The following is a 23,287-nucleotide window of genomic DNA, read 5'->3' as shown; positions in this document are numbered from 1 at the left end:
GCAGGGCCTCTGGCGGGCTGCAGACACTGCCGCAGCCGCTGCTCAGCGCGCCGTGATGAACCCCTCGCGCACCAGCCACGCCTTCGCCACCTTCCTCGGGTCCTCGCCGCCGACGTCGACCTTCGCGTTCAGCTGCTGCTGGTTCCGCGTGGTCAGCTTCTTCGTGATCGGGTCGAGCACGGCAGCGAGTTGCGGATGCTTCATCAGGAACGCGCTGTTGATCTCCGGGGCCGCGTTGTAGTTGGGGAAGAAGTGCTTGTCGTCGGCGAGCACGTGCAGGTGCTTGGCGGGGATGCGGCCGTCGGTGGTGAACACCTCGCCGAGGATGCAGGAACTGCCGTTCGCCACCTGCGTGTAGACGATGCCGCTGTCCGTCACCTTCACGTTCGCGGCGGGAATCTTCATCCCGTAGGCCTTCTCCATCCCCGGCAGACCGTCCTCGCGGACGTCGAACTCGTTCTCCACGCACAGCGTCACGGCGCCCGGTGCAGACCTCGACAGCGCCGCGACATCGGAGAGTGTCGTGAAGCCGTACTTCTTCTGGTTGGCCTGATTGGCTCCCAGCGCGTAGGTGTTGTTGAGCGTGGCCGGGGGCAGCCAGGTGACGCCGTTGTGGGCGTCCTCGCCGCGTACGGCGCGCCACTGGGCCTGCGGGTCGGGGATCGGTCTTGTGTGGCCGAGGTAGGTGATCCAGGCGGTGCCGGTGTAGTCGTACATCGCGTCCGCGGTGCCCTTGAGGATCGCCTGGCGGGCGCCGATCGAACCCTGGATGTTCGTTCTGTCGATGACCTGCGCACCGGCCGCCTTGAGGGCAAGGCCCATCATCTCGCCGAGGATGATCTGTTCGCTGAAGTTCTTCGATGTGACCGTGATCGTCACGCCCTTGAGCGGTTGATCTTTTCCGATCGAACCCGGTCCCACGGCATCGGCGATCACCTCACCGCTCTTCAGGCCGCACCCGCAGAGCGCGGCGGGCAGCGCGACCCCGACGGCCGCGACGCCCGCCCACTGGGTCCGGGTGTCCCTCATGGCCTGATGAAACCTTTCTTCGTGAGCCACGCCTTCGCCACGTCCCGGACGTCGCGCCCGTCGACGTCCACCTGGGCGTTGAGCCTGCGGGCCTCCTCGGTGGTCAGTTTCGCGGTCACCGGCGCCAGCAGCCGGGCGATCTGCGGATAGCGCTCCAGCGTCCTGGTGTGGATGACGGGCGCCGCGTTGTAGTCGGGGAAGAAGTGCTTGTCGTCGCGGAGCACGGTCAGGCGGTCCGCCGGGATGCGTCCGTCGGTGGCGTAGACATCGCCGAGGACGCACGGACGGCCGGCCGCGACCTGGGTGTAGATCAGCCCCGCGTCCATTGTCATGATCCGCGCCTTCGGCAGCGAGATGCCGTACGCCTTGAGCACTCCGGGCAGCCCGTCCTGGCGGATCGCGAACTCGTTGTCCGCGCAGATCGTCACCGCGGCCGGATCGCGCCGGAAGAGCGACGCGACATCGGTGAGGCTGGTCAGCCGGTACCTGTCGCGGTTAGCCGCGTTGACGGCGAAGGCATAGGTGTTGTTGAGCGTGGCCGGGGGCAGCCAGGTGACGCCGTTGTGGGCGTCCTCGCCGCGTACGGCGCGCCACTGGGCCTGCGGGTCGGGGATCGGTCCGGTGTGGCCGAGGTAGGTGATCCAGGCGGTGCCGGTGTAGTCGTACATCGCGTCCGCCGTGCCGCTGAGGATCGCCTGCCGGGCGCCGATCGAGCCGCTGATGCCTGTCTTGTCCCGTACGGTGGCGCCGGCCGCCTTCAGGACGAGTCCGGTGATCTGGCCCAGCAGCCGCTGCTCGGTGTCCGCCTTGGACGCCACCGTCAGATGGGCTCCCGCCAGCGTCCGCCCGCCGCCGACCGATCCCGGCCGCACCGAGTCCGCGATGACCTGCCCGCTCTGCAGCCCGCACCCGGCCAGGGCACACCCGGCCAGGGCGCACGCCGCCAGCGCCACGGCAGCCGAGACCCACGCCCTCACGACTCCTCCAGGCCCCGCGGGGTCAACTGCAGCTCGGCGAGGGACGCCAGCCAGTCGACGAACAGCGCGAGCGCCACCGCCAGCACCGACCCCACGATCAGCACCCTCGTGCGCTGGGTCACGATCCCGTTGGTGATCAGCGTGCCGAGGCCGCCGCCGCTGACGAACCCGGCGAGGGTGCCGGTACCGACGTTGAGCACCAGCGCATTGCGCACCCCGGCAAGGATCAGCGGTACGGCGAGCGGCAGTTCGACCTTTGTCAGCACCCCGAACCCGGACATCCCGATTCCGCGGGCCGCATCCACCAGCTGCGGGTCGATGCCGCGCAGCCCGCTCATGGTGTTGCTGAGCACCGGCAGGACCGCATAGGCCACCATGCCCACCAGCGCTGTTCTCGGCCCGATGCCGAGCCAGAAGGTGAGCAGCGCCAGCAGGCCGATCGACGGGATGGACTGGCCGAGGTTGGCAATCGCGGTAGCGACCGGTGAGGCCTTGCGCACACCCCCGCGGGTGAGCGCGATGCCCAACGGAATGGCGATGACCAGAACGAAGAAGGTGGAGTAGGCGGTGAGTCGGATGTGCTGCCACAGCGCCTGACGCACCAGCGCCCCGCTGAGCGAGTTCTTCTCGATCGGGTCGAGCGAGACGTTGCTGATCCACACATACGTGCCGATCAGTGCAAGAACGATCACGATCGGAGTGACGATCAGCTTCTTGGCCGTCACCTTGCGCGGCATCGGGGCCGACTGCAGCGCCGAGGTGACCGGCTGGGCCTCCTCCGTCCCCGGGCCGGCCGTCACCGCCCGCCCTCCCCGAAACCGGCCTCCAGCTGCTCCTGGGTGTGGTGGGCGCGCATCTCCTCCAGATCGTGGCGGTGCTCGATCGCGGCCATACGATCGGCTTCGAGCAGTTCGTGTACGGAGTTCATCAGCGTTTCCATGTCCACGACGCCCACGTACTCGCCGCGCCGCCCGGTGACCGGCACACGCCCGGCGCTGTCGGTGAGCACCGCCTCCAGCGCGTCGCGCAGCGTCGCATCGCGCGAGACATGGCCGGTGACGGGCGTTCCGGCGCGGGCGAGCGAGCCCTTGGCGAGCGCCAGGTCGCCGGTGCGCAGCCACTTGTAGGGGCGTCCGCGCCGGTCGAGCAGCAGCAGCTCGTTGCTTGTCCCCTCGCGCAACCGGTCGACAACGGTCTCCCGCGGGTCGTCCATGGCGGCGGTCGGGACGTCGACAACCCCGACGTCCCGTACCCGGGTGAGGTTCAGCCGCTTGAGCGCCGCGCCGGCGCCGACGAAGCCGGAGACGAAGTCGTCCGCCGGGTTGGTGAGGATCGCCTCCGGCGTGTCGAACTGAGCGATGTGTGATTGTTCGCGCAATACCGCGATTCGATCACCGAGCTTGATCGCTTCATCGAAGTCGTGGGTGACGAACACGATCGTCTTATGCAACTCGTGCTGCAGCCTGATCAGTTCGTCCTGCAGATGGTCGCGCGTGATCGGATCGACCGCGCCGAACGGCTCGTCCATCAACAGCACCGGCGGATCGGCGGCCAGTGCCCGCGCCACCCCCACCCGTTGCTGCTGTCCGCCGGAAAGCTGCCGCGGATACCGCCCATGGAACTCGCGCGGATCGAGACCGACAAGATCGAGCATCTGCTCCACCCGATCACGCACGGTCGACTTCGACCATCCGAGCATCTTCGGCACCTGAGCGATGTTCTCGGCGACGGTCATGTGCGGGAACAGACCCGAGGACTGGATCGCATAGCCGATGCGGCGCCGCAGCTTCACCGGATCGATGCCGGTGACGTCCTCACCATTGATCAGAATTCGGCCTGATGTCGGTTCGATCAGCCGATTGATCATTCGCAGGCATGTGGACTTGCCGCACCCCGAGGGGCCGACGAGGATCACCGTCTCCCCGGCGGCGATCTCCATGCTGACGCCGTCCACCGCGGGCTGGGCGCTGTGCCCGTACCGCTTGGTGAGCTCGTCCAGCTCGATCGTCGCCCCCGTGACGGCGTCGCCCTCAGGCACGGATCCCCCTCGACGTCGTCAACCGCCCGATCAGCACCAGAGCGGCGTCGAAGAGCAGCGCCAGCACCACGATGCCCAGCGTTCCGGCGAGCACCTGATTGAGCGAGTTCGCGCTGCCCAGACTGGAGATCCCGGCGAAGATCTCGTTGCCGAGCCCCGGCCCCGACGCGAACGCGGCGATCGCGGCGATACCCATGAGCATCTGGGTCGCGACCCGGATCCCGGTGAGGATCGTCGGCCATGCGACCGGCAGCTCGACCCTGGCGATCTGTGCCGCCCTGCTCATCCCGATCCCTCTGGCCGCGTCCACCAGCGACGGGTCCACACCGCGCAGCCCCACGATCGCGTTACGGACGATCGGCAGCAGCGCGTACAGCACGAGCGCCGTCACCGTCGGCGGCACGCCGAGACCGAGCGCCGGGATGAGCAGACCGAGCAGCGCGTACGAAGGGATTGTCATGATCGTGACCGTCGTGGCGATCGCAAGGCGTCCCGCCCGTTCGTTCCGGTAGGTCAGCATCCCGATCCCGATCCCGATCACCGCCGCGACCACCATGCACTGGAACACCGCACTGGCGTGCTGATACGTGTCCATCAGCAGCTGCTGACGCCTGCTGCCCACGAAGTCCCAGAAGCTCACGTCCCGCCTCCACCGGCTCAGCCGGGGCCTGATCCCGGTCCCTGACGCGACGCCTGTTCCACCAGCGGGATGATCCGGAGCGGCACCGGATTTTCCAAGACGATCGCGGTGGAAGCACGCACGATGCCATCAAAACCCACCACCCGGTCGATCACACGTTGAAGGTCGGCATTCGAGCGGGCCACCAGACGGCACAGCATGTCCCCTTGCCCGGTCGTGGTGTGCAGCTCGAGCACCTCCGGCACCGTCGCCAAATGCGCTCGCACATCCGGTCCTTGGCCCTGCTTGATCTCCAGCGTCGCGAAGGCTGTCACCGGATAGCCCAGAGCCGCCGGATCGACCTGCGGCCCGAACCCCCGGATCACCCCATTGGCCCGCATCCGGTCAAGACGGGCCTGCACCGTCCCGCGGGCCACTCCCAGCCGCCGCGACATCTCCAGGACGCCGATCCTCGGCTCCTCCGCCAGCAGCTTGATCAGCCGCCCGTCCAGCGCGTCGATCCCCATTCCGCCACCTCCGGTGGTCATCATGTACACAATGTCGAGGCCATGCCCAGTCGTGCTATGCAGATTGCCTATCGAAACAGTGAACTATTGCACACTCTGAGGAGCGGCGAGAGTCTTCTCCCATGACTGAGACCACGGACAAGACCACGGACAAGACCAAGGACGCCTTCCCCGTCAAAGGCATGGACGCGGTCGTCTTCGCAGTCGGCAACGCCAAGCAGGCCGCGCACTACTACTCCACCGCGTTCGGGATGAAGCTCGTCGCCTATTCCGGCCCCGAGAACGGCTACCGCGAGACCGCCAGTTACGTCCTGGAGTCGGGCAGCGCGCGTTTCGTCCTCACCTCCGTCATCAAGGCCACCACCGACCACGGCCGCTTCCTCGCCGAGCACGTCGCGGCCCACGGCGACGGCGTGATCGACCTGGCGATCGAGGTCCCGGACGCCCGAGCCGCCTACGAGTACGCCGTCGAACACGGCGCCACCGGCCTCGCCGAGCCGCACGAGCTCAAGGACGAGCACGGCACCGTCGTGCTCGCCGCCATCGCCACCTACGGCCAGACCCGCCACACCCTCGTCGACCGCTCCGGTTACGACGGCCCCTACCTCCCCGGATACGTCGCCGCCGACCCCATCGTCGAGCCGGGCCGCCGCCCTGGGGGTGCGGGGGCGTCCCCCACAAGGAGGTTTCAGGCGATCGACCACTGCGTCGGCAACGTCGAACTCGGCCGGATGGACGAATGGGTGGCCTTCTACAACAAGGTCATGGGCTTCACCAACATGAAGGAGTTCGTCGGCGACGACATCGCCACCGAGTACTCCGCCCTGATGTCGAAGGTCGTCGCCGACGGCACCCGCAAGGTGAAGTTCCCGCTCAACGAGCCCGCGATCGCCAAGAAGAAGTCGCAGATCGACGAGTACCTGGAGTTCTACGGCGGCCCCGGCGTCCAGCACATCGCGCTCGCCACCAACGACATCGTGGCCACCGTGCGCGAGATGCGCGCCGCCGGCGTCCAGTTCCTCGACACGCCCGACTCGTACTACGACACCCTCGGCGAATGGGTCGGCGAGACCCGCGTCCCCATCGACACCTTGCGCGAGCTGAAGATCCTCGCCGACCGCGACGAGGACGGCTATCTGCTGCAGATCTTCACCAAGCCGGTCCAGGACCGTCCGACCGTTTTCTTCGAAATGATCGAACGACACGGTTCGATGGGATTCGGCAAGGGAAACTTCAAGGCGCTCTTCGAAGCGATCGAACGCGAACAGGCGCTCCGCGGCAACCTGTGAACGGATGAAGGCGACGCCGGGCGTGGGGATCTTCCCCCACGCCCGGTGCAGTGACACGCTGAACCCATGGAAGCCCTGCAAGCCGGCGAGCTGACCGAACGACTCCGTGCCGGACTCCCGTACGACGCGGTGCTCACCGATCCCGACATCACCGCCGCTTACGCCAACGACATGGCGAGCTTCTGCGAGGCGGGCGTGCCCGCGGTGGTCGTCATGCCACGCACGGTCGAGCACGTTCAGCACGTCATGCGCACGGCGACCGAGCTGCAGGTGCCCGTCGTACCACAAGGTGCCCGGACCGGCCTGTCCGGTGCAGCCAACGCCAGCGACGGCTGCATCGTCCTGTCGCTCGTCAGGATGGACCGGATCCTGGAGATCGACCCCGTCAACCGGATCGCGGTCGTCGAACCCGGCGTCGTCAACGCCGTACTATCGCGCGCCGTCGCCGAGAAGGGGCTGTACTACCCTCCCGACCCCTCCAGTTGGGAGGAGTGCACGATCGGCGGAAATATCGGCACCGGCTCCGGCGGGCTGTGCTGCGTCAAGTACGGGGTGACGGCCGAGTACGTGCTCGGCCTCGACGTCGTGCTCGCCGACGGGCGCCTGATGCACACCGGCCGCCGCACCGCCAAGGGCGTTGCCGGATACGACCTGACCAGGCTCTTCGTCGGCTCCGAGGGCAGCCTTGGCATCGTCGTCCGCGCAGTGCTCGCCCTCAAGCCGACCCCGCCGCCGCAGCTCGCCCTCGTCGCCGAATTCCCCTCCACGGCCACGGCGTGCACCGCGGTCTGCGCGATCATGGAAGGTGGCCATGTCCCCTCGCTGCTGGAGCTGATGGACCGCACCACCATCCGGGCCGTCAACGACATGGCCAACATGGGCCTGCCCGAGACCACGGAGGCGCTGCTGCTCGCCGCCTTCGACACCGCCGACCCGGCCGCCGACCTGGCCGCACTCGGCAAACTGTGCACGGTGGCGGGCGCGACGGCAGTCGTCCCCGCCGAGGACGCCACCGAATCCGAAATGCTGCTCCAGGCCCGCCGCTTGTCGCTGACGGCGCTGGAACGCATGGGCGGCACGACGATGATCGACGACGTGGCGGTGCCGCGCTCCGAACTCGGCGCGATGCTCGACGGCGTCGCCGCCATCGCGGCCAAGTACGGCCTGACGATCGGCGTCTGCGCCCACGCCGGCGACGGCAACACCCACCCCGTGGTCTGCTTCGACTCCTCCGACCCCGACGAGAGCCGCAGGGCGCGCGAGTCGTTCGATGAGATCATGGAGCTGGGCCTGCGGCTGGGCGGCACGATCACGGGTGAACACGGCGTGGGCGTCCTGAAGAAGGAATGGCTCGCGCGTGAGCTGGGCCCGGTCGGTGTCGAGATGCAGCGCGCCATCAAGTCGGCCTTCGACCCGCTGGGGATCCTCAACCCGGGCAAGCTGTTCTGACGGGTACTCAGGCCGCTCTCACGGCGTCCGTTCCCGCGTTGGGTATCTCGGCCACGACCACCGCGACCCCGTGGCCCTGCACATCGACCCCAAGACGCCGGATGCCACTGTCCACCCGGCCTCCGGGGACTGCCCGATCAATCCGGGCGGCAGCCTCGGTACCCCGTACACGCCGACGGCAACGGCGTTCCGCCCTGCGGCCGACCAGCCGCGATTTGCGTCGAGGTCGCGGTGTGCCCCGACACCGTGCACGTGCGGGACTCCAAGGACATAGCCGGCCCGCAGTTGGTGTTCGCGCCGAGTGCGTGGGCGGCGTTCGTCGCCAACTACGGGCGGGGCTAGAGGGCTGTAACCGGCGCGCCATCGGGCGACACGTACGCACGGCGGGCGTCAGACTCCGGCCTCCCCCGATTCGTCCGTGGGCCAAGGGTCGCGCAGCCACAGATCGTCGCGGGTCGTGGGGGCCAGTAGTTCGCTCAGTCCGTCCTCCATTCCGAGCTGGTCGAGCTCCTTGCCCGGGGGCACGGCGTGCAGCGTGCGTTCCAGCCATGCCGCGACCGGGGACGAGGGGGCTTCGAGCAGTGCGTTTCCGTCCGGGGAGGTCAGCGCGAGGCACAGCACGCTACGCCCTGCGACCTTCGTCGGCCAGATCCGCACGTCTCCGTGCCCGCACGGCCTGAACACCCCTTCCACCAGCAGTTCACGGGCAAACGTCCAGTTGACTGGGGAGTCCGAGCCGACGTGGAAGGTGATGTGCACGGCATACGGGTCGTCCACCCGGTAGGTGAACCGGGCTGGTACGGGGACGATGCGTTCGGGCGACAGCACCAGGTTCAGTTCCAGTTCGCGTTCCACCACGGTCTGCATGAAGACGACGTCCTTTCCTCGGCGGCCCCTGGCGGGTGACGCAGCGGGCGCTGCGGGGGCCGCACCGGGAGAGAGCGCATACTCCCCACACCATTACGCGACTTCGGAGCACTATGTTGGATTTTCTTGAACCGCCCGCGGGGCGGGCCCGTACCGACTAAGGAAGACACGGGCCCCGCGCGGGTCTGGTAGATGTTTGTGGCGTACGACAGACGAGCAAGACCGCAGACGAGCAGATACGGGATCAGGACCATGAGCGCCCCTTCCCCGGTACCCGGGTACTACGCGGATCCCTCTATTCCGGGTTATGTCCGGTATTGGAACGGATCCGCTTGGGTACCTGGCACGAGCCGTCCCGAGCCGAAGCCCGGTGAGGTGCTTACGCCTCCGGCCGTGGCCGAGTCGGGTGCGGGGGCGGGCGGCGGTCCCGCCGTCGCGCCCCAGGCTCCACCGCGTACGCCCGCGGTCGAGGAGTCGGGGCCGATGTTCCTCGACGAGGATCCCCAGGCGCCGGTGGCCGAGAGCCCGCAGGCGCAGGCCCCTGCCAAGCAGGCCCAGCCGCAGTCGCCGCGGGCCGGGGCGGCGGGGTGGAATGCCGATCCCGCACAGCAGGGCGGCGTCGGTGAGGAGGCCCGTCGTGTCTCCTGGGGGCACCCCGGGGAGGACCAGGGCGACCAGGTCGGAGGCTACGGGTATCCGCGGCAGGCGCCGCCCGCTGCCGGCTACGGTTACCCGCAGGCGGCCCCGGCCGTCCAACCCGTCCAACCCGCCCAAGCCGATCCGGTGCCGTGGCCGCAGCAGGTGCAACAGCTCGCGGGGGCGCCCGGGCAGGGCGGGGGCGACCCCGACCGTGCCATCCCGTGGCGTCCGCCGGTCGCCAGCAACCCGTTTCTGCAGGCGCAGGAGTCCGCGCGCCCGGCGCCGCTCGGCCGCCGGTTCGCCGCTCGCCTCCTCGACTCGCTCCTCGTCGGCGCGCTCGTCACTGCCGTGGCCTTCCCGCTCGTCACGGCCTCCGTTCGGCATATCGAGAACAAGATTGACGCAGCGAGGCTGAGCGGCGAGAACGTCCAGGTGTGGCTGATCGACGGCACCACCGGCCCCTACCTGGCCGTCGTCATTGCCGCGCTGCTGGTCGCCGGGGTGCTCTACGAGGCGCTGCCGACCGCCAAGTGGGGGCGCACGCTGGGCAAGAAGCTGTTCAAATTGCAGGTGCTGGACATCGAATCGCAGCTGCCCCCTGGTTTCGGACAGGCTTTCCGGCGCATGCTGGTACGGCAGTTGCTCGATGTCGTCGTGGTCGGGGTAGTGAACGTGGTGTGGTGCCTGTTCGACCGGCCATGGCGGCAGTGCTGGCACGACAAGGCGGCGCGCACGTTCGTCGCCGGGGAGAACTGATCACGACCGGTTGCGGCCGTCCCTCGAACGGGTCTGGCCGGAAGGCGAGGCCCAGTGAGGGGGGGTTGACTCGGGTTCATGAGTACCGACCAGCCGGCGCCCGGCCCCGAGGATGCGCGGCCGGAGCCCCCCGCGGGGGGTGAGCAGCCACCACCGGGCCCCCCGCCCCCTCCGCCGCCCGGGCCCGCGGGCGGCTCGCCGTATGGTGCGGCGCCGCCGCCTCCCCAGGAGGAGGTACGGGACCCGCTCGCCGGGATGCCGCCGCTCGCCCACCGCTGGCGGCGCCTCGTCGCGCGGATCATCGACGCGCTGATCATCGGCATTCCGGTCGGCCTCGTCGTGGGGCTGGCCTGGGGCGGCTACGACGTCAACAACACGGGTCGTAGCGCCACTCAGGACCTTGTCTACGCCCTCGTCTACTTCGTGTACGAGGCGCTGATGCTCACGACGCGCGGCCAGACCGTCGGCAAGATGGCGATGAAGATCCGCGTCGGCATGCTGCAGAACGGTCAGATCCCGGCGGGGCCGCCCGGCTGGACGCGCGCAGCGGTGTACTCACTGCCGCCCATCGTGCCGTGCTGCGGCTCGATCTTCTGGCTGATCAATGTGTTGTGGCTGCTGTGGGACAAGCCGTACCGGCAGGCTCTGCACGACAAGGCAGCCAAGACTGTCGTCGTCTCCACCGCCTGACCTGGGCCCCCGGAGCTGGAACGGGAGCCGGTGGCGGTGCGGTGGAGCGGAGTGCGCGGGGCCGGGCGCTCAGGGGCGTAGGGAGTGTTCGCTGAGCGCTGGTTCCGCGGAGCCGCCGGTACGGGTACGGGGGAGGCCGGGCAGGGGCGGTTTCGGTGCGCCGGGGGCGGGGAGCGCCGCGGCCGTGGCGGCGCGCGAGCTCCACGGCAGAGCGACCGTCACGGCGACCAGCACTCCGAGTGCGAGCCCCGCGAGCGCTATGGCGATGACGCCGGCGCCGGAGGTCGCCTGGAAGAGCAGCAGCATGGCGAGAGTCGAGAAGACGACAGTGGCCGAACCGTAAGCGAACTGTGCGGGGGTCGGACGCGGCATGGCGGGTTCCGTCCTCGTGGTCTCTTTACCGGACAACCGAAAAACGCTGGTAAGACGTTCAGGGCGGTGGTGCCGTGGTGCCGTTGAGCTGTGCTCGTGATGCGCTCGTGCCACCCGTGTGTGGGGTGTGCGGGCGTGTGTTCGTGCGTTCGTTCGCGTGTGCTGGTGTACCGCCCATCGACTCTACGGTTCGGCATGCCCGATGGGAACGCCTGGTAAGCGTGACCTAACCCACGGTGCGGTGCACAGGGGGCGCACGGAGTCACGATTTCTCAAATCCCGCTCAAGTCGCCTTTGTGTCAATGGTGTTGGGCGCGATGGGTCGCGCGGTCCGTGCGCCGCCGGCCCGGGCGTGAACGGATGTTCGTGGCGTGATCATTGCTGTCCGTCTGGCGGGTCGTCGCCATTGGAGTGATCATCGAGCTGTGGCAGGACGTCCATGACGTCTCGTACGTCTCGTTGACCGGGGGTGAGGCCGTGGCGCGTGGCGGATTCAGCAGGCTCCCGAGCGGCAATGTCGTGGTCACGCTGACCCTGCCGCACCCGGAGGGGGCCGACCGCGGCCTGGTGCGCGTCGTGGTGCTCGCCGTCAACCGTCAGCGTGCCCTCACCCGGCTGAGGAACCTCGGGTTCCGGGCGCCGAGACTCAGCGGCAACGCCGAGCCGCCCACCCCCGACGAGATCAGCGCCGTGCTCCACCATCCCGAGGGCCTGGTCTGGCGCCCGCACGACGCCCCGGACACCGAGCCCTGGCACCCGATATCGGCGCTGCGCCGCCTCGGAGCGGGCGGCTGAGGGCCTGGCCGCCTCGCCCGTCACGTCCGCCTCATCCGGTCGCAACGACCGGTTTGCCGCTCAGCTCGATGCCCGCCTCCCGCATCTCCTCGACCGCCCGCTCCGTCGTATCCGCTGCCACGCCCGCCGTCAGGTCGAGCAGCACGTGGGTGGTGAACCCCTCCCGTACCGCGTCGAGGGCGGTGGCGCGAACGCAATGGTCGGTGGCGATGCCGACCACGTCGACCTCGGCGACGCCGCGAGCGCGCAGCCAGTCGGCGAGCGCGGTGCCGTTCTCGTCGGCGCCCTCAAAACCGCTGTACGCGGCCGCGTAGGCGCCCTTGTCGAAGACCGCGTCGACCGATCCCGAGGTGACCGCGGGGGCGAAGTTGGGGTGGAAGCCGACCCCCTCCGTGCCCGCCACACAGTGCGGAGGCCAGGAGGACGCATAGTCGGGGTGGTCGGAGAAGTGGCCGCCGGGTGCGATGTGCCGGTCCCGGGTGGCCACCACGTGCTGGTAGCCGGCGGAGGCCTCACCGACGAGGTCGGTGATCGCGGCGGCCACGTCGGCACCGCCGGCGACCGCGAGGCTGCCCCCCTCGCAGAAATCGTTCTGCACGTCTACGACTATCAGTGCCCGGTGCATGGCGCATGCCCTTCAGTGGGATCTGCCAGTGGTCTGCGGTGGCGGGATCGGGGCCTACGACCCCATCCGTACCCAACAAGCCGTACTCGTCACACCATTTCGGTCGCGATGACGGGCTCGCCGCGCGACAGTTGGGTGGCCGACAACGGGAGTCCGGCGCGTGCCTCGGTGTGCCGGGTGCGTGCCGCGTCCAGTGGTTCGCGGGCGACGATCTCGCCGCCGCGTACGAGCGGCACGAGCAGTTGGCGGTTGGCGAGCTCCGACGGGACCGGGCCCGTGCCGATCACCTCGGCCTCGGCCACGCCGTCGTCGTCGAGCCGCCGCGCCGCCCACTTGCGGCCGCCAGTACTGGTCTTGGCGCCCATCGACTTCTTCGCGACGGGGAGGAGCGGGGCGTCGTCGGCGTCGTACGAGGCGCGGGCGACCAACTTGTAGACCATCGAGCAGGTGGGGTGCCCGCTGCCGGTGACGAGGGAGGTGCCCACGCCGTACGCGTCGACGGGCGCGGCCGCGAGCGAGGCGATGGCGTACTCGTCGAGATCGCTCGTCACCACGATCCTGGTCTGCTTGGCGCCGAGGTCGTCGAGCTGTTGGCGCACCCGGTGCGCGAGGAGCAGCAGATCGCCGGAGTCGATGCGCACGGCGCCGAGTTCGGGCCCGGCGACCTCGACGGCGGTACGGACGGCGGCGTTCAGGTCGTAGGTGTCCACGAGGAGCGTCGTTCCGCGGCCCATCGACTGCACCTGCGCGGTGAACGCGTCGCGCTCGGTGTCGTGAAGCAGGGTGAAGGCGTGGGCGCTGGTGCCCACGGTGGGGATCTTGTAGCGGAAACCGGCCGCCAGGTCGGAGGTGGTGGTGAAGCCGCCGACGTACGCGGCGCGGGCGGCGGCCACGGCGCCGAGCTCGTGGGTGCGGCGTGCGCCCATCTCGATCAGCGGGCGGCTTCCGGCTGCGACGGCCATCCGGGAGGCGGCCGCGGCGATCGCGGAGTCGTGGTTGAGGATCGACAGGATCAGCGTCTCCAGCAGCACGGCCTCCGCGAACGTGGCCTCGACCTGCAGGACCGGGGATCCGGGGAAGTACACCTCGCCCTCGGGGTAGCCGAGGATGTCGCCGCGGAAGCGGAAGCGCGCGAGCCAGTCGAGGGTTTCGCGGTCCACGACGTTCTCGCGGGAGAGGAAGGCGAGCACGTCGTCGTCGAAGCGGAAGTTCTCGACGGCGTCCAGCACGCGCCCGGTCCCGGCGACGACACCGTAGCGACGGCCCTCGGGGAGCCGCCGGGCGAAGACCTCGAAGACCGACCGGCGGTGTGCCGCGCCGCTGTGCAGTGCGGCCTGGACCATGGTCAGCTCGTACCGGTCGGTGAACAGCGCGGTGGACGGCACGGCAACAGGTAGTCCCAGTGCGGACCCGGCGAACGGGTCGGCCGCCGATACGGCCTGCCGGCCGGGTGCGTCCAATCCTGGAGTGTCCATGGCGGGATCCTACCCCGAGTATCGTCAGAGTGACGATTTCTCGTCGTGCGGCCTGCGGAAAGGGGCCGACGCGACAGGGCGGGGCCGCTTCGACTCGGGAGGAGGCGAGTGGCAGCATGGGAGTTGTGAGCGTCGCACCCGTGGAGATCGAACGGACCGAGTCGAGCGAGGCGCCCTTCGAGGTGCCGTCTCCCGACGTCCCGTGGGTGACCCTCGTCCACAACGACCCGGTCAACCTCATGAGCTATGTGACGTACGTCTTCCAGGCGTACTTCGGCTATCCCAAGGACAAGGCCCGTCGGCTCATGATGGACGTGCATCAAAAGGGCCGTGCCGCCGTCTCCAGCGGCAGCCGCGAGGAGATGGAGCGCGACGTCCAGGCGATGCACGGGTACGGCTTGTGGGCAACACTCACCCAGGACCGCTGAGTCGACGGACCCGAATCCAGCTGGGAGATTTACGGGCCATATGGCCGGATACTTCGAAGCCGCCCCCGACGGCGGAGCCGCGATCGCCCTCGACGAGGTGGAGATCTCCATCCTGCGGAGCCTCGCCGTTCAGCTCCTGGAACTGATCGGCCCGGGGCCGGGGGAGGCGCACGCCGACGACGACCCGCTCGCCGAGCTGTTCGCCGAGGGACCGTCCAAACCCCCCGCCGACCCGGCGCTCGCCCGCCTCTTCCCGAGCGCCTACATCGATCCGGAGAAGGAGCCGGACGAGGAGGCCGAGCGCGCGTCCGGCGAGTTCCGCCGCTACACCGAGAACGACCTGCGCGCGCGCAAGCGCGAGGACGCGCTCGCCGTCGTGCGCTGTCTCGACCGGCTGACGCCCGGCGGTGACGGCGGAGCCGTGCTCAAGGTGACGGAGGCCGACGCCAAGCGCTGGCTCGGCGCGCTCAACGATCTGCGGCTGACCATAGGAACCCGGCTCGAGGTCGACGAGGACCCGGAGAGCGAGCTGTACCACCTGCCGGACGACGATCCGCGCAAGCCGCTGATGATGGCGTACCTGTGGCTCGGCGGTCTCCAGGAGACCCTCGTCGAGACGCTCCTGCCGTAACCCGTCATCGGTCATCACCGAAACGCGTCATCGCCGAAACGCGTCATCACCGAAACGCGTCATCGCCGAAACCGTCACCGGAAGCCGTGGGTTCGTGGCCCGTGGACGGCCTCCGGTCGACTGCACGTCGTCCGGTGTTCGCTCAGCGGTTGCTCAATTCCGGATAACGATCGCGTCACTGATGTGTCCGTGTTCACCCCAATGCGCCCTGTTGATTCGCAATGCGCCGTGATGTGCGCCACAAGCGCCCCCGCCTGCGCGTGATACGACTGCACGATCACCGCCGGGACGCCACCCCTGTTCTCGGCGGTGACGGCTGAAGCCGGCCGATCGTCGGCGTGCAACTCCATCCGGGGGAATCGGGACCCGGCCCGGTGATTCACAGAAACCGGCCGGGCGTTTGCAACGTGGAGAAGGGCGCACCACCATGACCTCAGAGCGGGTCACCCAGAGGCAGACCGCGGGACAGGCTACGGACGAGGCCAACGACGAGGCCGGCGAAGAGGGCTACCAGCGGGGGCTCGGCAACCGTCAGATCCAGATGATCGCGATCGGCGGTGCGATCGGTACCGGGCTCTTCCTCGGCGCCGGCAAGGCGATCGCCAAGGCGGGCCCGAGCCTCATCCTCGCTTATCTGATCGTCGGCCTGATCATCTTCTTCATCATGCGTGCGCTGGGCGAACTGCTCATGTACCGCCCGGTGTCGGGAAGCTTCTCGGAGTACGCCCGGGAATTCCTCGGCCCGTTCTTCGGCTATGCCACCGGCTGGACGTACTGGCTCTTCTGGGTCGTCACCGGCATCACCGAGGTCACGGCAGCGGCGACATACGTGCAGTACTGGTGGCCGAGCGTGCCTCAATGGACCTCCGCGCTGGTGTTCACCGTCGTCCTGTACTTCGTGAACCTCATCTCCGTGAAGCTCTTCGGTGAGCTGGAGTTCTGGTTCTCGATGGTGAAGGTCACCGCCATCATCGGCATGATCCTCATCGGCATCGGCGTGCTCACCGTCGGCTTCTCCAAGGCCGGTCCCACCGCGTCGGTCTCCAATCTCTGGGCGCACGGCGGCTTCTTCCCGCACGGTGTCGGCAACACTTTGATGACGCTGCAGATCGTGGTGTTCGCCTTCCTCGCCGTCGAACTCGTCGGCGTCACCGCGGGCGAGTCCAAGGACCCGAAGACCGTCCTGCCCAAGGCGATCAACACCGTTCCGTGGCGCATCGGCCTGTTCTACATCGGTGCGCTGATCATCATCATGTCGGTCGTGCCGTGGACCGAATTCTCCGCCGGCCACAGCCCGTTCGTCATCGCCTTCGCCAGGATCGGACTCCCGCTCGGCGCCGGAATCGTCAACTTCGTCGTGCTGACCGCGGCCCTGTCCTCCTGCAACTCGGGCATGTACTCCACCGGCCGCATGCTGCGCGACCTGGCCCTCAACGGCCAGGGCCCGAAGGTCTTCGCGCGGCTCACCAAGAGCGGTACGCCGCTGATCGGCACCACCGTCTCGGCCGCCCTCATGCTCATCGGCGTGTGGATCAACTACGAGTGGCCGTCGAACGCGTTCACCTACGTCGTCTCCTTCGCGACCATCTCCGGCATGTGGGCCTGGATCATGATCCTCCTCGCGCAGCTGCGCTACCGCGCCAAGGTCAACCGCGGCGAGCTGCCCGCCTCCGGCTTCCGGATGCCGGGCGCACCCTGGACGAGCTGGATCGCGCTGGTGTTCCTGGGCGTGGTGATCGTGCTCATGGCCATCGACCCGGACGCCCGCGTCTCCCTCTACGCCGCCCCGGTCTGGGCCGCGATCATGATCGTCTCGTACTTCGTGCTCAAGGCGCGCACCCCGGAGGTCTTCGCGGCCAAGCTGCCCGAGGAGCGGAGGGAGAGCGAGAAGGTCTGAGCCGTCAGGCTATGACCGCCCCCGCGGGGGCGGTCATAGCCGACCTATGCTTTGGCCCATGCTCACCATCACGCAGGCCCTGTACGACGAGATCGTTGCCCACGCGCGGGCCGACCACCCCGACGAGGCATGCGGCGTCGTAGCGGGTCCGGCGGGCACCGGCCGCCCCGAGCGCTTCATCCCGATGCTCAACGCGGCCCGTTCGCCCACGTTCTACGAGTTCGACTCCACGGACCTGCTCAAGCTCTACCGCGAGATGGACGACCGCGACGAGGAGCCGGTGATCGTCTACCACTCGCACACCGCGACCGAGGCCTACCCCTCCCGCACCGACATCAGCTACGCCAACGAACCCGACGCCCACTATGTCCTGGTTTCGACGGCGGAGTGCGGCAACGGCGAAGGCCCGGTCTCCTTCCGCTCGTTCCGGATCGTGGACGGCGAGGTCACGGAGGAAGAGGTGCGCGTCGTCACGTCCTACGCGGCCTAGCGGCCGCCGGAGGGAGAATTGTCCGTGAGCGCGTCCGGATCCTGGGACGGCCGTCTCGGCCTCCCGCGGGGAATCGATACCATGCCCGCATGGTTGACGACGACGTGAGCGAGAAGACGCCGGGCATGCTGCTCGTGGCGCGGCTGCACGTCGACCTGTGCCGCCTCGCCAGCGCCATCTGTCCGTGCGCTGTGCACTGCCCGGCGACCACCCGCTGACGCCGCGGCCCGCACCACCTCCAGCACCTCCTCCCGCCGCCCGGCACAGCCTTGCTGCCGCGCAATCCCACCGACGTCGTTCCCGCACTGGAGTGCAACCCATGGCCATCGAGGTCCGTATCCCGACCATCCTGCGCAGCTACACCGACGGCGCGAAGACCGTCGAGGGCAGCGGCACCACTCTTGACGAGCTCTTCGCCGACCTCGACACCCGGCACGCCGGGATCCGTGAGCGTGTCGTCGACGGCGACCAGCTGCGCCGCTTCGTCAACGTCTACCTCAACGACGAAGACGTGCGGTTCCTCGACGGCATCGCCACCAAGGTCACGGACGGCGACAACGTCACCATCCTCCCGGCCGTGGCCGGAGGTGCTGCCGGGGCGAAGCCCCGTCCGGCCGGGGTGGCGGCCGGGTGGCGGGCGGGACGCTGATGCGGTACGACAGCCCGCTCGCCGCCGTCGGCAACACTCCGCTGGTCCGCCTGCCGAGGCTGTCGCCGGCGCAGGACGTGCGCATCTGGGCCAAGCTGGAGGACCGCAACCCCACCGGCTCGATCAAGGACCGCCCCGCGCTGCACATGATCGAGAAGGCCGAGCGGGAGGGCCGGCTCACGCCGGGCTGCACCATCCTGGAGCCGACCTCGGGCAATACCGGCATCTCGCTGGCGATGGCGGCCAAGCTCAAGGGCTACCGCATCGTGTGCGTGATGCCGGAGAACACCTCCGAGGAGCGGCGGCAGCTGCTGGCGATGTGGGGGGCGCAGATCATCTCCTCGCCGGCCGCGGGCGGCTCCAACACGGCGGTGCGCGTCGCCAAGGAACTGGCCGGGCAGCACCCGGACTGGGTGATGCTCTACCAGTACGGCAACCCGGGCAACACGGCCGCGCACTACACCACCACCGGCCCCGAGATCCTCGCCGACCTGCCGTCGATCACCCACTTCGTGGCGGGGCTCGGCACCACGGGCACGCTGATGGGCGTCGGCCGCTACCTGCGGGAGAAGGTGCCGGGCGTGGCGATCGTCGCCGCCGAGCCGCGGTACGACGACCTCGTCTACGGGCTGCGCAACCTCGACGAGGGCTTCGTGCCGGAACTGTATGACGAGAAGGTGCTCACCACGCGCTACTCGGTGGGCAGCGAGGACGCGGTGCGTCGCACGCGTGAGCTGCTGCAGCAGGAGGGGATCTTCGCGGGCGTCTCGACGGGGGCGGCGCTGCACGCGGCGCTGGGGGTGGCGAACAAGGCGCTGCGTGCGGGCGAGCGAGCGGACGTGGTGTTCGTCGTGGCTGACGGCGGATGGAAGTACCTGTCGACAGGGATCTACACCGCCGAGTCGACGGAGGCGGCCGTCGCCGCACTGAAAGGGCAGCTCTGGGCCTAGGCCCAGAGCCGGCTGTCGGAAGAAGCCACGCCGGGCCGCGACGCGCGGCACGCACGCTTGCTGCGTTGTCCGGCGCGCCCAAGCACGACCCGGTATCGACCCTCCGCCTTGCGATCGCACGCACCGTCGGCGACACAAGCCGCCGGCGTGGCGGGCGCGGTGGGCGCGGGGCTGGGCGCGGGCTGATCCGATGCGACGTCCGAGCCAGGCCCTAGACCCCTCCCGCGGCGCGAAGCCGCGAGGTGATCCGGCCGGTCAGGCCGGATCAGGCCGGATCAGGCCGGTCCGGCCGGTTCGGCCAACCACGGCAACAGGCGGGCGGACAGGCGGAAAATCCCGTGCGGGAGCGCCCCCGCGCGCCCCGCCCGTACTGGTGATTCCGCCCACAACAGCGACCTGTGAAGGCGCGGGGAACAGCCCCGCGCCTTACCCTCGACTGCACATGGCGGCACCGACCGCACCCACCGCCATCCTCGTCCGGCCGGCCGCGGCATCCTCTCCCGCGCGCGACCACCGGCGTTCAGTGGCGCGCTCACGCCGACGTGCCGCCACTGGGGTGCGGGACGGTAAAACGACCCGCAAGACTCCCGGACCAGCCCCTGGCACCCGGCAGGGGAGACCCCAAGGAGGCTCCTGCATGAAGCTCACCGTCGTCGGCTGCTCGGGGTCGTTCCCCTCCGCGGAATCGGCCTGTTCGAGCTACCTCGTCGAGGCCGACGGCTTCCGGCTGCTACTCGACATGGGCAATGGCGCCCTCGGCGAGCTGCAGCGCTACTGCGGACTGTACGACCTGGACGCCGTACTGCTGAGCCATCTGCACGCCGATCACTGCATCGACATGGTTGCCTACTGGGTGGCCCGCTACTACCGGCACGAAGGCGGCATGCCCGACCGCATCCCCGTCTACGGCCCCCAGGGCACGGAGGAACGGCTGGCCACCGCGTACGGCGACGTCCCCGACGACAAGTGCATGAGCGAGGTCTTCGAGTTCCACAGCCTCGACGCGGGCCGCTTCGAGGTCGGCCCGTTCACCGTCGCCGCCGACCGGGTCAGCCACCCCGTCGAGTCCTTCGCCTTCCGCCTGGAGCACGGCGGCCGCTCGCTGACGTACTCGGGCGACACCGGCCCCTGCCAGGCGCTCCTCGGCCTCGCCGACGGCACTGACCTCTTCCTGTGCGAGTCGTCCTTCACGGACGGTAAGGAGGACGTGCCCGAGCTGCACCTCAACGGCCGCGAAGCCGGTGAGTATGCGGCACGGGCCGGCGTCGCACGCCTCGTCCTCACGCATATCCCGCCGTGGACCGACCCGCAGGTTGCCCTCGCGGACGCCCGGGCCTCGTACCCCGGCGATGTCGGGCTCGCACGGCCCGGCGCGGTCTACGAGGTCTGACGACGCATCCGAACGCAACGCCGTGCTGGACGCCGTCCCGGAACGGCCCGGGGCCCTTGGAACCGAGTGGTTCCAAGGGCCCCGGGCCGCATCCCGACAAGGCTCACGCCTTGGTGAGATCCTCGATCTCCTCCTCGGGCTCGCGGCCCGGGGTGGGAAGGTTGAACTTCGTGATCGCGAAGCGGAAGACGGCGTAATAGATCACGGCGAAGCACAGACCGATCGGGATGATCAGCCACGGTTTGGTCGCGAAGTGCCAGTTGAGCACGTAGTCGATCACGCCTGCGGAGAACGTGAAGCCCGCATGCACGCCCAGCGCCCACGTCACGGCCATGGATATCGCGGTCAGCACGGCGTGGATCGCGTAGAGCACAGGCGCGATGAACATGAAAGAGAACTCGATCGGTTCGGTGACGCCGGTGACGAAAGCGGTCAGCGCGACCGACAGCATCATGCCGGTGACGGCCTTGCGCCGCTCGGGACGGGCGCAGTGCGCGATCGCCAGGGCGGCTGCCGGCAGACCGAACATCATGATCGGGAAGAAGCCGGACATGAACTGCCCGGCGGTCGGGTCACCGGCGAAGTACCGGTTCAGGTCGCCGTGGACCACCTGCCCGGCGGAGTTGGTGTAGTCGCCGATCTGGAACCAGGCGACCGTGTTCACGAACTGATGCATACCGATCGGCAGCAGACCGCGATTGACCAAGCCGAACAGGCCCGCGCCCAGCGGACCCAGACCGGTCATCCACCTGCCGAAGCTGCTGATCGCGTCGCCGATCGGCTGCCAGCCCAGGATGACCAGGACGCCGAAGGCCGTGCCGACGAAGGCCATGATGATCGGCACGAGGCGGCGGCCGTTGAAGAAGCCCAGCCAGTCGACGAGCTTGGTGCGGTGGAAACGCTGCCACAGGACCGCCGCAAGCAGGCCCATGATGATCCCGCCGAGGACACCGGGGTTCTGGTACACGGCCGGGGTCACCGTGCTTCCCTGCACACAGGCGCCGCTGAGCGATCCCGTGGAGGTGAATTTCCCGCCTCCCGCGCAAGCCACCGGGAACTGGTGGATCACCGAGTAGTAAACGAGGAAGCCCACCACCGCGGCGAGCGCCGTCGAGCCGTCCGCCTTCTTCGCAAAGCCAATGGCGACACCTATGCAGAACAGCAAGGGCAGGCCCAGAGAAGCGTCGAGCAGGGCGCCGCCGGCACCGGCGAAGACCTTCGCCACGCTGTCCCAGCCGAGGCCCTTGGCGCCGAACACGTCATCCTGGCCGAGACGCAGCAGGATGCCCGCTGCGGGAAGCACGGCGATCGGCAGCTGCAGGCTGCGCCCGATCTTCTGCAGTCCCTGGAAGACGCTGGTACCTCGCTTCTTCGCGGGCGCGGCCGCAGCGGTGGCCGAAGACATCAGATTCCTCCCGGTGTGGGCGGGCAGTGAGGGGGACGGGCCCCGCCCAGTGTGGTCTACACCACCATCCTCCAGTGGTGTAGACCAGTTGTAACATGTGCATGGCATTCAAAGGAATCCATGATGCCAAGATTTACCGGTTCGCGACGAATGGCACGGGATGCCTGGTTCAACGGGCGCCGCAGTATGGTGTGGACCAGCTGCGTATGACGACAGGAGTGGACATGGCCAGCAAGGCTGAGAAGATCGTCGCCGGTCTCGGCGGCCTCGACAACATCGAAGAGATCGAAGGCTGCATCACCCGACTCCGCACCGAGGTCATCGACCCCTCCCTCGTCGACGAAGCCGCCCTCAAGGCCGCCGGCGCCCACGGCGTCGTGAAGATGGGCACCGCGATCCAGGTCGTCATCGGCACCGACGCCGACCCCATCGCCGCCGACATCGAAGACATGATGTAACCCACAACAGCCAGGTGGCCAACTCGACGTTCATGGCGGAAGCCCCGCGCCGCCCACCACCGACGGAACGGGGCCACCACCATCAGGGATAGGCTCGTCACCATGGATCGCATCGACGGCCGCACCCCCGAACAACTCCGCCCCGTCACCATCGCACGCGGCTGGAGCAAGCACGCCGAGGGCTCCGTCCTCGTCTCCTTCGGCGACACCCGCGTACTGTGCACCGCGAGCGTCACCGAAGGCGTACCCCGCTGGCGCAAAGGCAGCGGCGAAGGCTGGGTCACCGCCGAATACGCCATGCTGCCCCGCGCCACCAACACCCGCGGCGACCGCGAATCCGTACGCGGCCGCATCGGCGGCCGTACCCACGAGATCTCCCGCCTCATCGGCCGCTCCCTGCGCGCCGTCATCGACTACAAGGCGCTCGGCGAGAACACCGTCGTTCTCGACTGCGACGTCCTCCAGGCCGACGGAGGCACCCGCACCGCCGCCATCACCGGCGCCTACGTCGCACTCGCCGACGCCGTCAGCTGGGCCCAGCAGCACAAACTGATCAAGGCAAAGGCCCAGCCGCTCACCGGCACCGTCAGCGCCGTCAGCGTCGGCATCATCGACGGCGTCCCCATGCTCGACCTCGCCTACGAAGAAGACGTCCGCGCCGAAACCGACATGAACGTCGTCTGCACCGGCGACGGCCGCTTCGTCGAAGTCCAGGGCACCGCCGAAGGTGAACCCTTCGCCCGCAGCGAACTCGACACACTCCTCGGCCTCGCCGTCGCCGGCTGCGCCCAACTCGACGGCATCCAGCGGGCGGCACTCGCAGACCAGGCGTGAGGAGCCCC

The 23,287-nt window shown here is 68.9% G+C and carries 27 protein-coding genes; 16 read left to right on the top strand and 11 right to left on the bottom strand.

Annotation, left to right across the window (positions count from 1 at the left end):
• Positions 1 to 42: 42 nt before the first annotated feature.
• From NGB36_RS25560 to NGB36_RS25535, 6 genes are read right to left on the bottom strand one after another with little or no spacing between them, the layout of a single operon-like run.
• The gene (locus NGB36_RS25560) at positions 43 to 1,029 is read right to left on the bottom strand and encodes a glycine betaine ABC transporter substrate-binding protein (RefSeq protein ID WP_255922843.1); all 987 of its coding nucleotides are present in this window, start codon (positions 1,027 to 1,029) and stop codon (positions 43 to 45) included.
• Positions 1,026 to 2,006 (bottom strand): glycine betaine ABC transporter substrate-binding protein, encoded by a 981-nt coding sequence (locus NGB36_RS25555; protein WP_255922841.1) that lies wholly within the window; start codon positions 2,004 to 2,006, stop codon positions 1,026 to 1,028. The genes NGB36_RS25560 and NGB36_RS25555 overlap by 4 nt, the downstream gene beginning before the upstream one ends.
• Complete coding sequence (locus NGB36_RS25550) at positions 2,003 to 2,806, bottom strand: ABC transporter permease (protein ID WP_372509529.1); 804 nt, start codon at positions 2,804 to 2,806, stop codon at positions 2,003 to 2,005. Before NGB36_RS25550 ends, NGB36_RS25555 begins: the two co-directional genes overlap by 4 nt.
• Positions 2,803 to 4,044, bottom strand: a complete 1,242-nt coding sequence (locus NGB36_RS25545) for an ABC transporter ATP-binding protein (RefSeq protein WP_255922840.1) — start codon at positions 4,042 to 4,044, stop codon at positions 2,803 to 2,805. The genes NGB36_RS25550 and NGB36_RS25545 overlap by 4 nt, the downstream gene beginning before the upstream one ends.
• Complete coding sequence (locus tag NGB36_RS25540; RefSeq protein ID WP_255922839.1) at positions 4,037 to 4,684, bottom strand: ABC transporter permease; 648 nt, start codon at positions 4,682 to 4,684, stop codon at positions 4,037 to 4,039. The genes NGB36_RS25545 and NGB36_RS25540 overlap by 8 nt, the downstream gene beginning before the upstream one ends.
• A gap of 17 nt (positions 4,685 to 4,701) precedes the next feature.
• Positions 4,702 to 5,190 (bottom strand): Lrp/AsnC family transcriptional regulator, encoded by a 489-nt coding sequence (locus NGB36_RS25535; protein ID WP_255922882.1) that lies wholly within the window; start codon positions 5,188 to 5,190, stop codon positions 4,702 to 4,704.
• Positions 5,191 to 5,312: 122 nt separating this feature from the next.
• Here NGB36_RS25535 and hppD point away from each other — a divergent pair, with 122 nt between their 5' ends.
• The 3 genes from hppD to NGB36_RS33900 all read left to right on the top strand — a co-directional run bounded on the left by hppD (position 5,313) and on the right by NGB36_RS33900 (position 8,270).
• Positions 5,313 to 6,479: a 4-hydroxyphenylpyruvate dioxygenase gene (hppD, locus tag NGB36_RS25530; protein ID WP_255922838.1), complete on the top strand. Its 1,167-nt coding sequence runs from the start codon at positions 5,313 to 5,315 to the stop codon at positions 6,477 to 6,479.
• Between the two features lie 66 nt (positions 6,480 to 6,545).
• Positions 6,546 to 7,928: an FAD-binding oxidoreductase gene (locus NGB36_RS25525; protein ID WP_255922837.1), complete on the top strand. Its 1,383-nt coding sequence runs from the start codon at positions 6,546 to 6,548 to the stop codon at positions 7,926 to 7,928.
• Positions 7,929 to 8,057: 129 nt separating this feature from the next.
• Positions 8,058 to 8,270, top strand: a complete 213-nt coding sequence (locus NGB36_RS33900) for a DUF397 domain-containing protein (RefSeq protein WP_372509532.1) — start codon at positions 8,058 to 8,060, stop codon at positions 8,268 to 8,270.
• A gap of 48 nt (positions 8,271 to 8,318) precedes the next feature.
• On the opposite strand, the gene NGB36_RS25515 is transcribed toward NGB36_RS33900, so the two are convergent.
• Positions 8,319 to 8,795, bottom strand: a complete 477-nt coding sequence (locus NGB36_RS25515; RefSeq protein WP_255922835.1) for an SsgA family sporulation/cell division regulator — start codon at positions 8,793 to 8,795, stop codon at positions 8,319 to 8,321.
• Between the two features lie 192 nt (positions 8,796 to 8,987).
• Here NGB36_RS25515 and NGB36_RS25510 point away from each other — a divergent pair, with 192 nt between their 5' ends.
• A complete protein-coding gene (locus NGB36_RS25510) occupies positions 8,988 to 10,190 on the top strand; it encodes an RDD family protein (protein WP_372509528.1) in 1,203 nt (400 codons plus the stop codon).
• Between the two features lie 78 nt (positions 10,191 to 10,268).
• Positions 10,269 to 10,880, top strand: coding sequence for an RDD family protein (locus tag NGB36_RS25505; protein WP_255922833.1), 612 nt, complete (start codon positions 10,269 to 10,271; stop codon positions 10,878 to 10,880).
• A gap of 69 nt (positions 10,881 to 10,949) precedes the next feature.
• On the opposite strand, the gene NGB36_RS25500 is transcribed toward NGB36_RS25505, so the two are convergent.
• Positions 10,950 to 11,252 carry a hypothetical protein gene (locus NGB36_RS25500; protein ID WP_255922832.1) on the bottom strand — a complete coding sequence of 101 codons (303 nt, stop codon included), beginning with the start codon at positions 11,250 to 11,252 and terminating at the stop codon, positions 10,950 to 10,952.
• A 477-nt stretch (positions 11,253 to 11,729) separates the two neighbouring features.
• Between NGB36_RS25500 and NGB36_RS25495 the strand changes: the two genes are divergently transcribed.
• A complete protein-coding gene (locus NGB36_RS25495) occupies positions 11,730 to 12,047 on the top strand; it encodes a hypothetical protein (protein ID WP_255922881.1) in 318 nt (105 codons plus the stop codon).
• Between the two features lie 31 nt (positions 12,048 to 12,078).
• On the opposite strand, the gene NGB36_RS25490 is transcribed toward NGB36_RS25495, so the two are convergent.
• Positions 12,079 to 12,672 (bottom strand): isochorismatase family protein, encoded by a 594-nt coding sequence (locus NGB36_RS25490; RefSeq protein WP_255922831.1) that lies wholly within the window; start codon positions 12,670 to 12,672, stop codon positions 12,079 to 12,081.
• Positions 12,673 to 12,761: 89 nt separating this feature from the next.
• Positions 12,762 to 14,015: a nicotinate phosphoribosyltransferase gene (locus NGB36_RS25485; protein WP_255922880.1), complete on the bottom strand. Its 1,254-nt coding sequence runs from the start codon at positions 14,013 to 14,015 to the stop codon at positions 12,762 to 12,764.
• A gap of 248 nt (positions 14,016 to 14,263) precedes the next feature.
• Here NGB36_RS25485 and clpS point away from each other — a divergent pair, with 248 nt between their 5' ends.
• The 8 genes from clpS (at position 14,264) to NGB36_RS25445 (ending at position 20,582) form a co-directional block, all read left to right on the top strand.
• Positions 14,264 to 14,575, top strand: coding sequence for an ATP-dependent Clp protease adapter ClpS (gene clpS, locus NGB36_RS25480; RefSeq protein ID WP_255922830.1), 312 nt, complete (start codon positions 14,264 to 14,266; stop codon positions 14,573 to 14,575).
• A gap of 40 nt (positions 14,576 to 14,615) precedes the next feature.
• A complete protein-coding gene (locus NGB36_RS25475) occupies positions 14,616 to 15,206 on the top strand; it encodes a DUF2017 domain-containing protein (RefSeq protein WP_255922829.1) in 591 nt (196 codons plus the stop codon).
• Positions 15,207 to 15,633: 427 nt separating this feature from the next.
• Positions 15,634 to 17,103, top strand: coding sequence for an amino acid permease (locus NGB36_RS25470; protein ID WP_255922828.1), 1,470 nt, complete (start codon positions 15,634 to 15,636; stop codon positions 17,101 to 17,103).
• Positions 17,104 to 17,161: 58 nt separating this feature from the next.
• On the top strand, positions 17,162 to 17,593 hold the full coding sequence (locus NGB36_RS25465; RefSeq protein ID WP_255922827.1) for a M67 family metallopeptidase: 432 nt from the start codon (positions 17,162 to 17,164) through the stop codon (positions 17,591 to 17,593).
• An 89-nt stretch (positions 17,594 to 17,682) separates the two neighbouring features.
• The gene (locus tag NGB36_RS25460; protein WP_255922826.1) at positions 17,683 to 17,811 is read left to right on the top strand and encodes a putative leader peptide; all 129 of its coding nucleotides are present in this window, start codon (positions 17,683 to 17,685) and stop codon (positions 17,809 to 17,811) included.
• A 101-nt stretch (positions 17,812 to 17,912) separates the two neighbouring features.
• Positions 17,913 to 18,242, top strand: a complete 330-nt coding sequence (locus NGB36_RS25455; RefSeq protein WP_255922825.1) for a MoaD/ThiS family protein — start codon at positions 17,913 to 17,915, stop codon at positions 18,240 to 18,242.
• A complete protein-coding gene (locus tag NGB36_RS25450) occupies positions 18,242 to 19,192 on the top strand; it encodes a PLP-dependent cysteine synthase family protein (protein WP_255922879.1) in 951 nt (316 codons plus the stop codon). The genes NGB36_RS25455 and NGB36_RS25450 overlap by 1 nt, the downstream gene beginning before the upstream one ends.
• Before the next feature lie 637 nt (positions 19,193 to 19,829).
• Positions 19,830 to 20,582, top strand: coding sequence for an MBL fold metallo-hydrolase (locus tag NGB36_RS25445; protein WP_255922823.1), 753 nt, complete (start codon positions 19,830 to 19,832; stop codon positions 20,580 to 20,582).
• A 103-nt stretch (positions 20,583 to 20,685) separates the two neighbouring features.
• On the opposite strand, the gene NGB36_RS25440 is transcribed toward NGB36_RS25445, so the two are convergent.
• Positions 20,686 to 21,987 (bottom strand): PTS transporter subunit EIIC, encoded by a 1,302-nt coding sequence (locus NGB36_RS25440; protein WP_255922821.1) that lies wholly within the window; start codon positions 21,985 to 21,987, stop codon positions 20,686 to 20,688.
• 206 nt (positions 21,988 to 22,193) lie between these two features.
• Between NGB36_RS25440 and NGB36_RS25435 the strand changes: the two genes are divergently transcribed.
• Both NGB36_RS25435 and rph read left to right on the top strand, forming a co-directional pair.
• Entirely contained in the window at positions 22,194 to 22,445 is a 252-nt protein-coding gene (locus NGB36_RS25435; RefSeq protein WP_269470570.1) for a PTS sugar transporter subunit IIB, read from the top strand.
• A 102-nt stretch (positions 22,446 to 22,547) separates the two neighbouring features.
• Positions 22,548 to 23,279 (top strand): ribonuclease PH, encoded by a 732-nt coding sequence (rph, locus tag NGB36_RS25430; RefSeq protein WP_255922818.1) that lies wholly within the window; start codon positions 22,548 to 22,550, stop codon positions 23,277 to 23,279.
• The last annotated feature ends 8 nt before the right edge of the window (positions 23,280 to 23,287 follow it).

It is taken from the genome of Streptomyces humicola, assembly GCF_024436035.1.
Taxonomy (GTDB): Bacteria; Actinomycetota; Actinomycetes; order Streptomycetales; family Streptomycetaceae; genus Streptantibioticus_B; species Streptantibioticus_B humicola.
The sequence above is the reverse complement of the archived record's forward strand: the minus strand, read 5'-3'. Positions and strand labels throughout refer to the sequence as shown.

Excerpts from the sequence above, each read along its gene's own strand:
- NGB36_RS25435 (WP_269470570.1), top strand. The coding sequence starts at position 22,194 with ATGACGACAGGAGTGGACATGGCCAGCAAGGCTGAGAAGATCGTCGCC.
- NGB36_RS25450 (WP_255922879.1), top strand. The coding sequence starts at position 18,242 with ATGCGGTACGACAGCCCGCTCGCCGCCGTCGGCAACACTCCGCTGGTC.
- NGB36_RS25560 (WP_255922843.1), bottom strand. The coding sequence starts at position 1,029 with ATGAGGGACACCCGGACCCAGTGGGCGGGCGTCGCGGCCGTCGGGGTC.
- NGB36_RS25470 (WP_255922828.1), top strand. The coding sequence starts at position 15,634 with ATGACCTCAGAGCGGGTCACCCAGAGGCAGACCGCGGGACAGGCTACG.
- NGB36_RS25490 (WP_255922831.1), bottom strand. The coding sequence starts at position 12,672 with ATGCACCGGGCACTGATAGTCGTAGACGTGCAGAACGATTTCTGCGAG.
- NGB36_RS25445 (WP_255922823.1), top strand. The coding sequence starts at position 19,830 with ATGAAGCTCACCGTCGTCGGCTGCTCGGGGTCGTTCCCCTCCGCGGAA.
- NGB36_RS25460 (WP_255922826.1), top strand. The coding sequence starts at position 17,683 with ATGGTTGACGACGACGTGAGCGAGAAGACGCCGGGCATGCTGCTCGTG.
- rph (WP_255922818.1), top strand. The coding sequence starts at position 22,548 with ATGGATCGCATCGACGGCCGCACCCCCGAACAACTCCGCCCCGTCACC.
- NGB36_RS25510 (WP_372509528.1), top strand. The coding sequence starts at position 8,988 with ATGTTTGTGGCGTACGACAGACGAGCAAGACCGCAGACGAGCAGATAC.
- NGB36_RS25440 (WP_255922821.1), bottom strand. The coding sequence starts at position 21,987 with ATGTCTTCGGCCACCGCTGCGGCCGCGCCCGCGAAGAAGCGAGGTACC.
- NGB36_RS25535 (WP_255922882.1), bottom strand. The coding sequence starts at position 5,190 with ATGGGGATCGACGCGCTGGACGGGCGGCTGATCAAGCTGCTGGCGGAG.
- NGB36_RS25465 (WP_255922827.1), top strand. The coding sequence starts at position 17,162 with ATGCTCACCATCACGCAGGCCCTGTACGACGAGATCGTTGCCCACGCG.
- NGB36_RS25525 (WP_255922837.1), top strand. The coding sequence starts at position 6,546 with ATGGAAGCCCTGCAAGCCGGCGAGCTGACCGAACGACTCCGTGCCGGA.
- NGB36_RS25505 (WP_255922833.1), top strand. The coding sequence starts at position 10,269 with ATGAGTACCGACCAGCCGGCGCCCGGCCCCGAGGATGCGCGGCCGGAG.
- NGB36_RS25485 (WP_255922880.1), bottom strand. The coding sequence starts at position 14,015 with ATGGTCCAGGCCGCACTGCACAGCGGCGCGGCACACCGCCGGTCGGTC.
- NGB36_RS25475 (WP_255922829.1), top strand. The coding sequence starts at position 14,616 with ATGGCCGGATACTTCGAAGCCGCCCCCGACGGCGGAGCCGCGATCGCC.
- NGB36_RS25500 (WP_255922832.1), bottom strand. The coding sequence starts at position 11,252 with ATGCCGCGTCCGACCCCCGCACAGTTCGCTTACGGTTCGGCCACTGTC.
- NGB36_RS25455 (WP_255922825.1), top strand. The coding sequence starts at position 17,913 with ATGGCCATCGAGGTCCGTATCCCGACCATCCTGCGCAGCTACACCGAC.
- clpS (WP_255922830.1), top strand. The coding sequence starts at position 14,264 with ATGGGAGTTGTGAGCGTCGCACCCGTGGAGATCGAACGGACCGAGTCG.
- NGB36_RS25515 (WP_255922835.1), bottom strand. The coding sequence starts at position 8,795 with ATGCAGACCGTGGTGGAACGCGAACTGGAACTGAACCTGGTGCTGTCG.
- hppD (WP_255922838.1), top strand. The coding sequence starts at position 5,313 with ATGACTGAGACCACGGACAAGACCACGGACAAGACCAAGGACGCCTTC.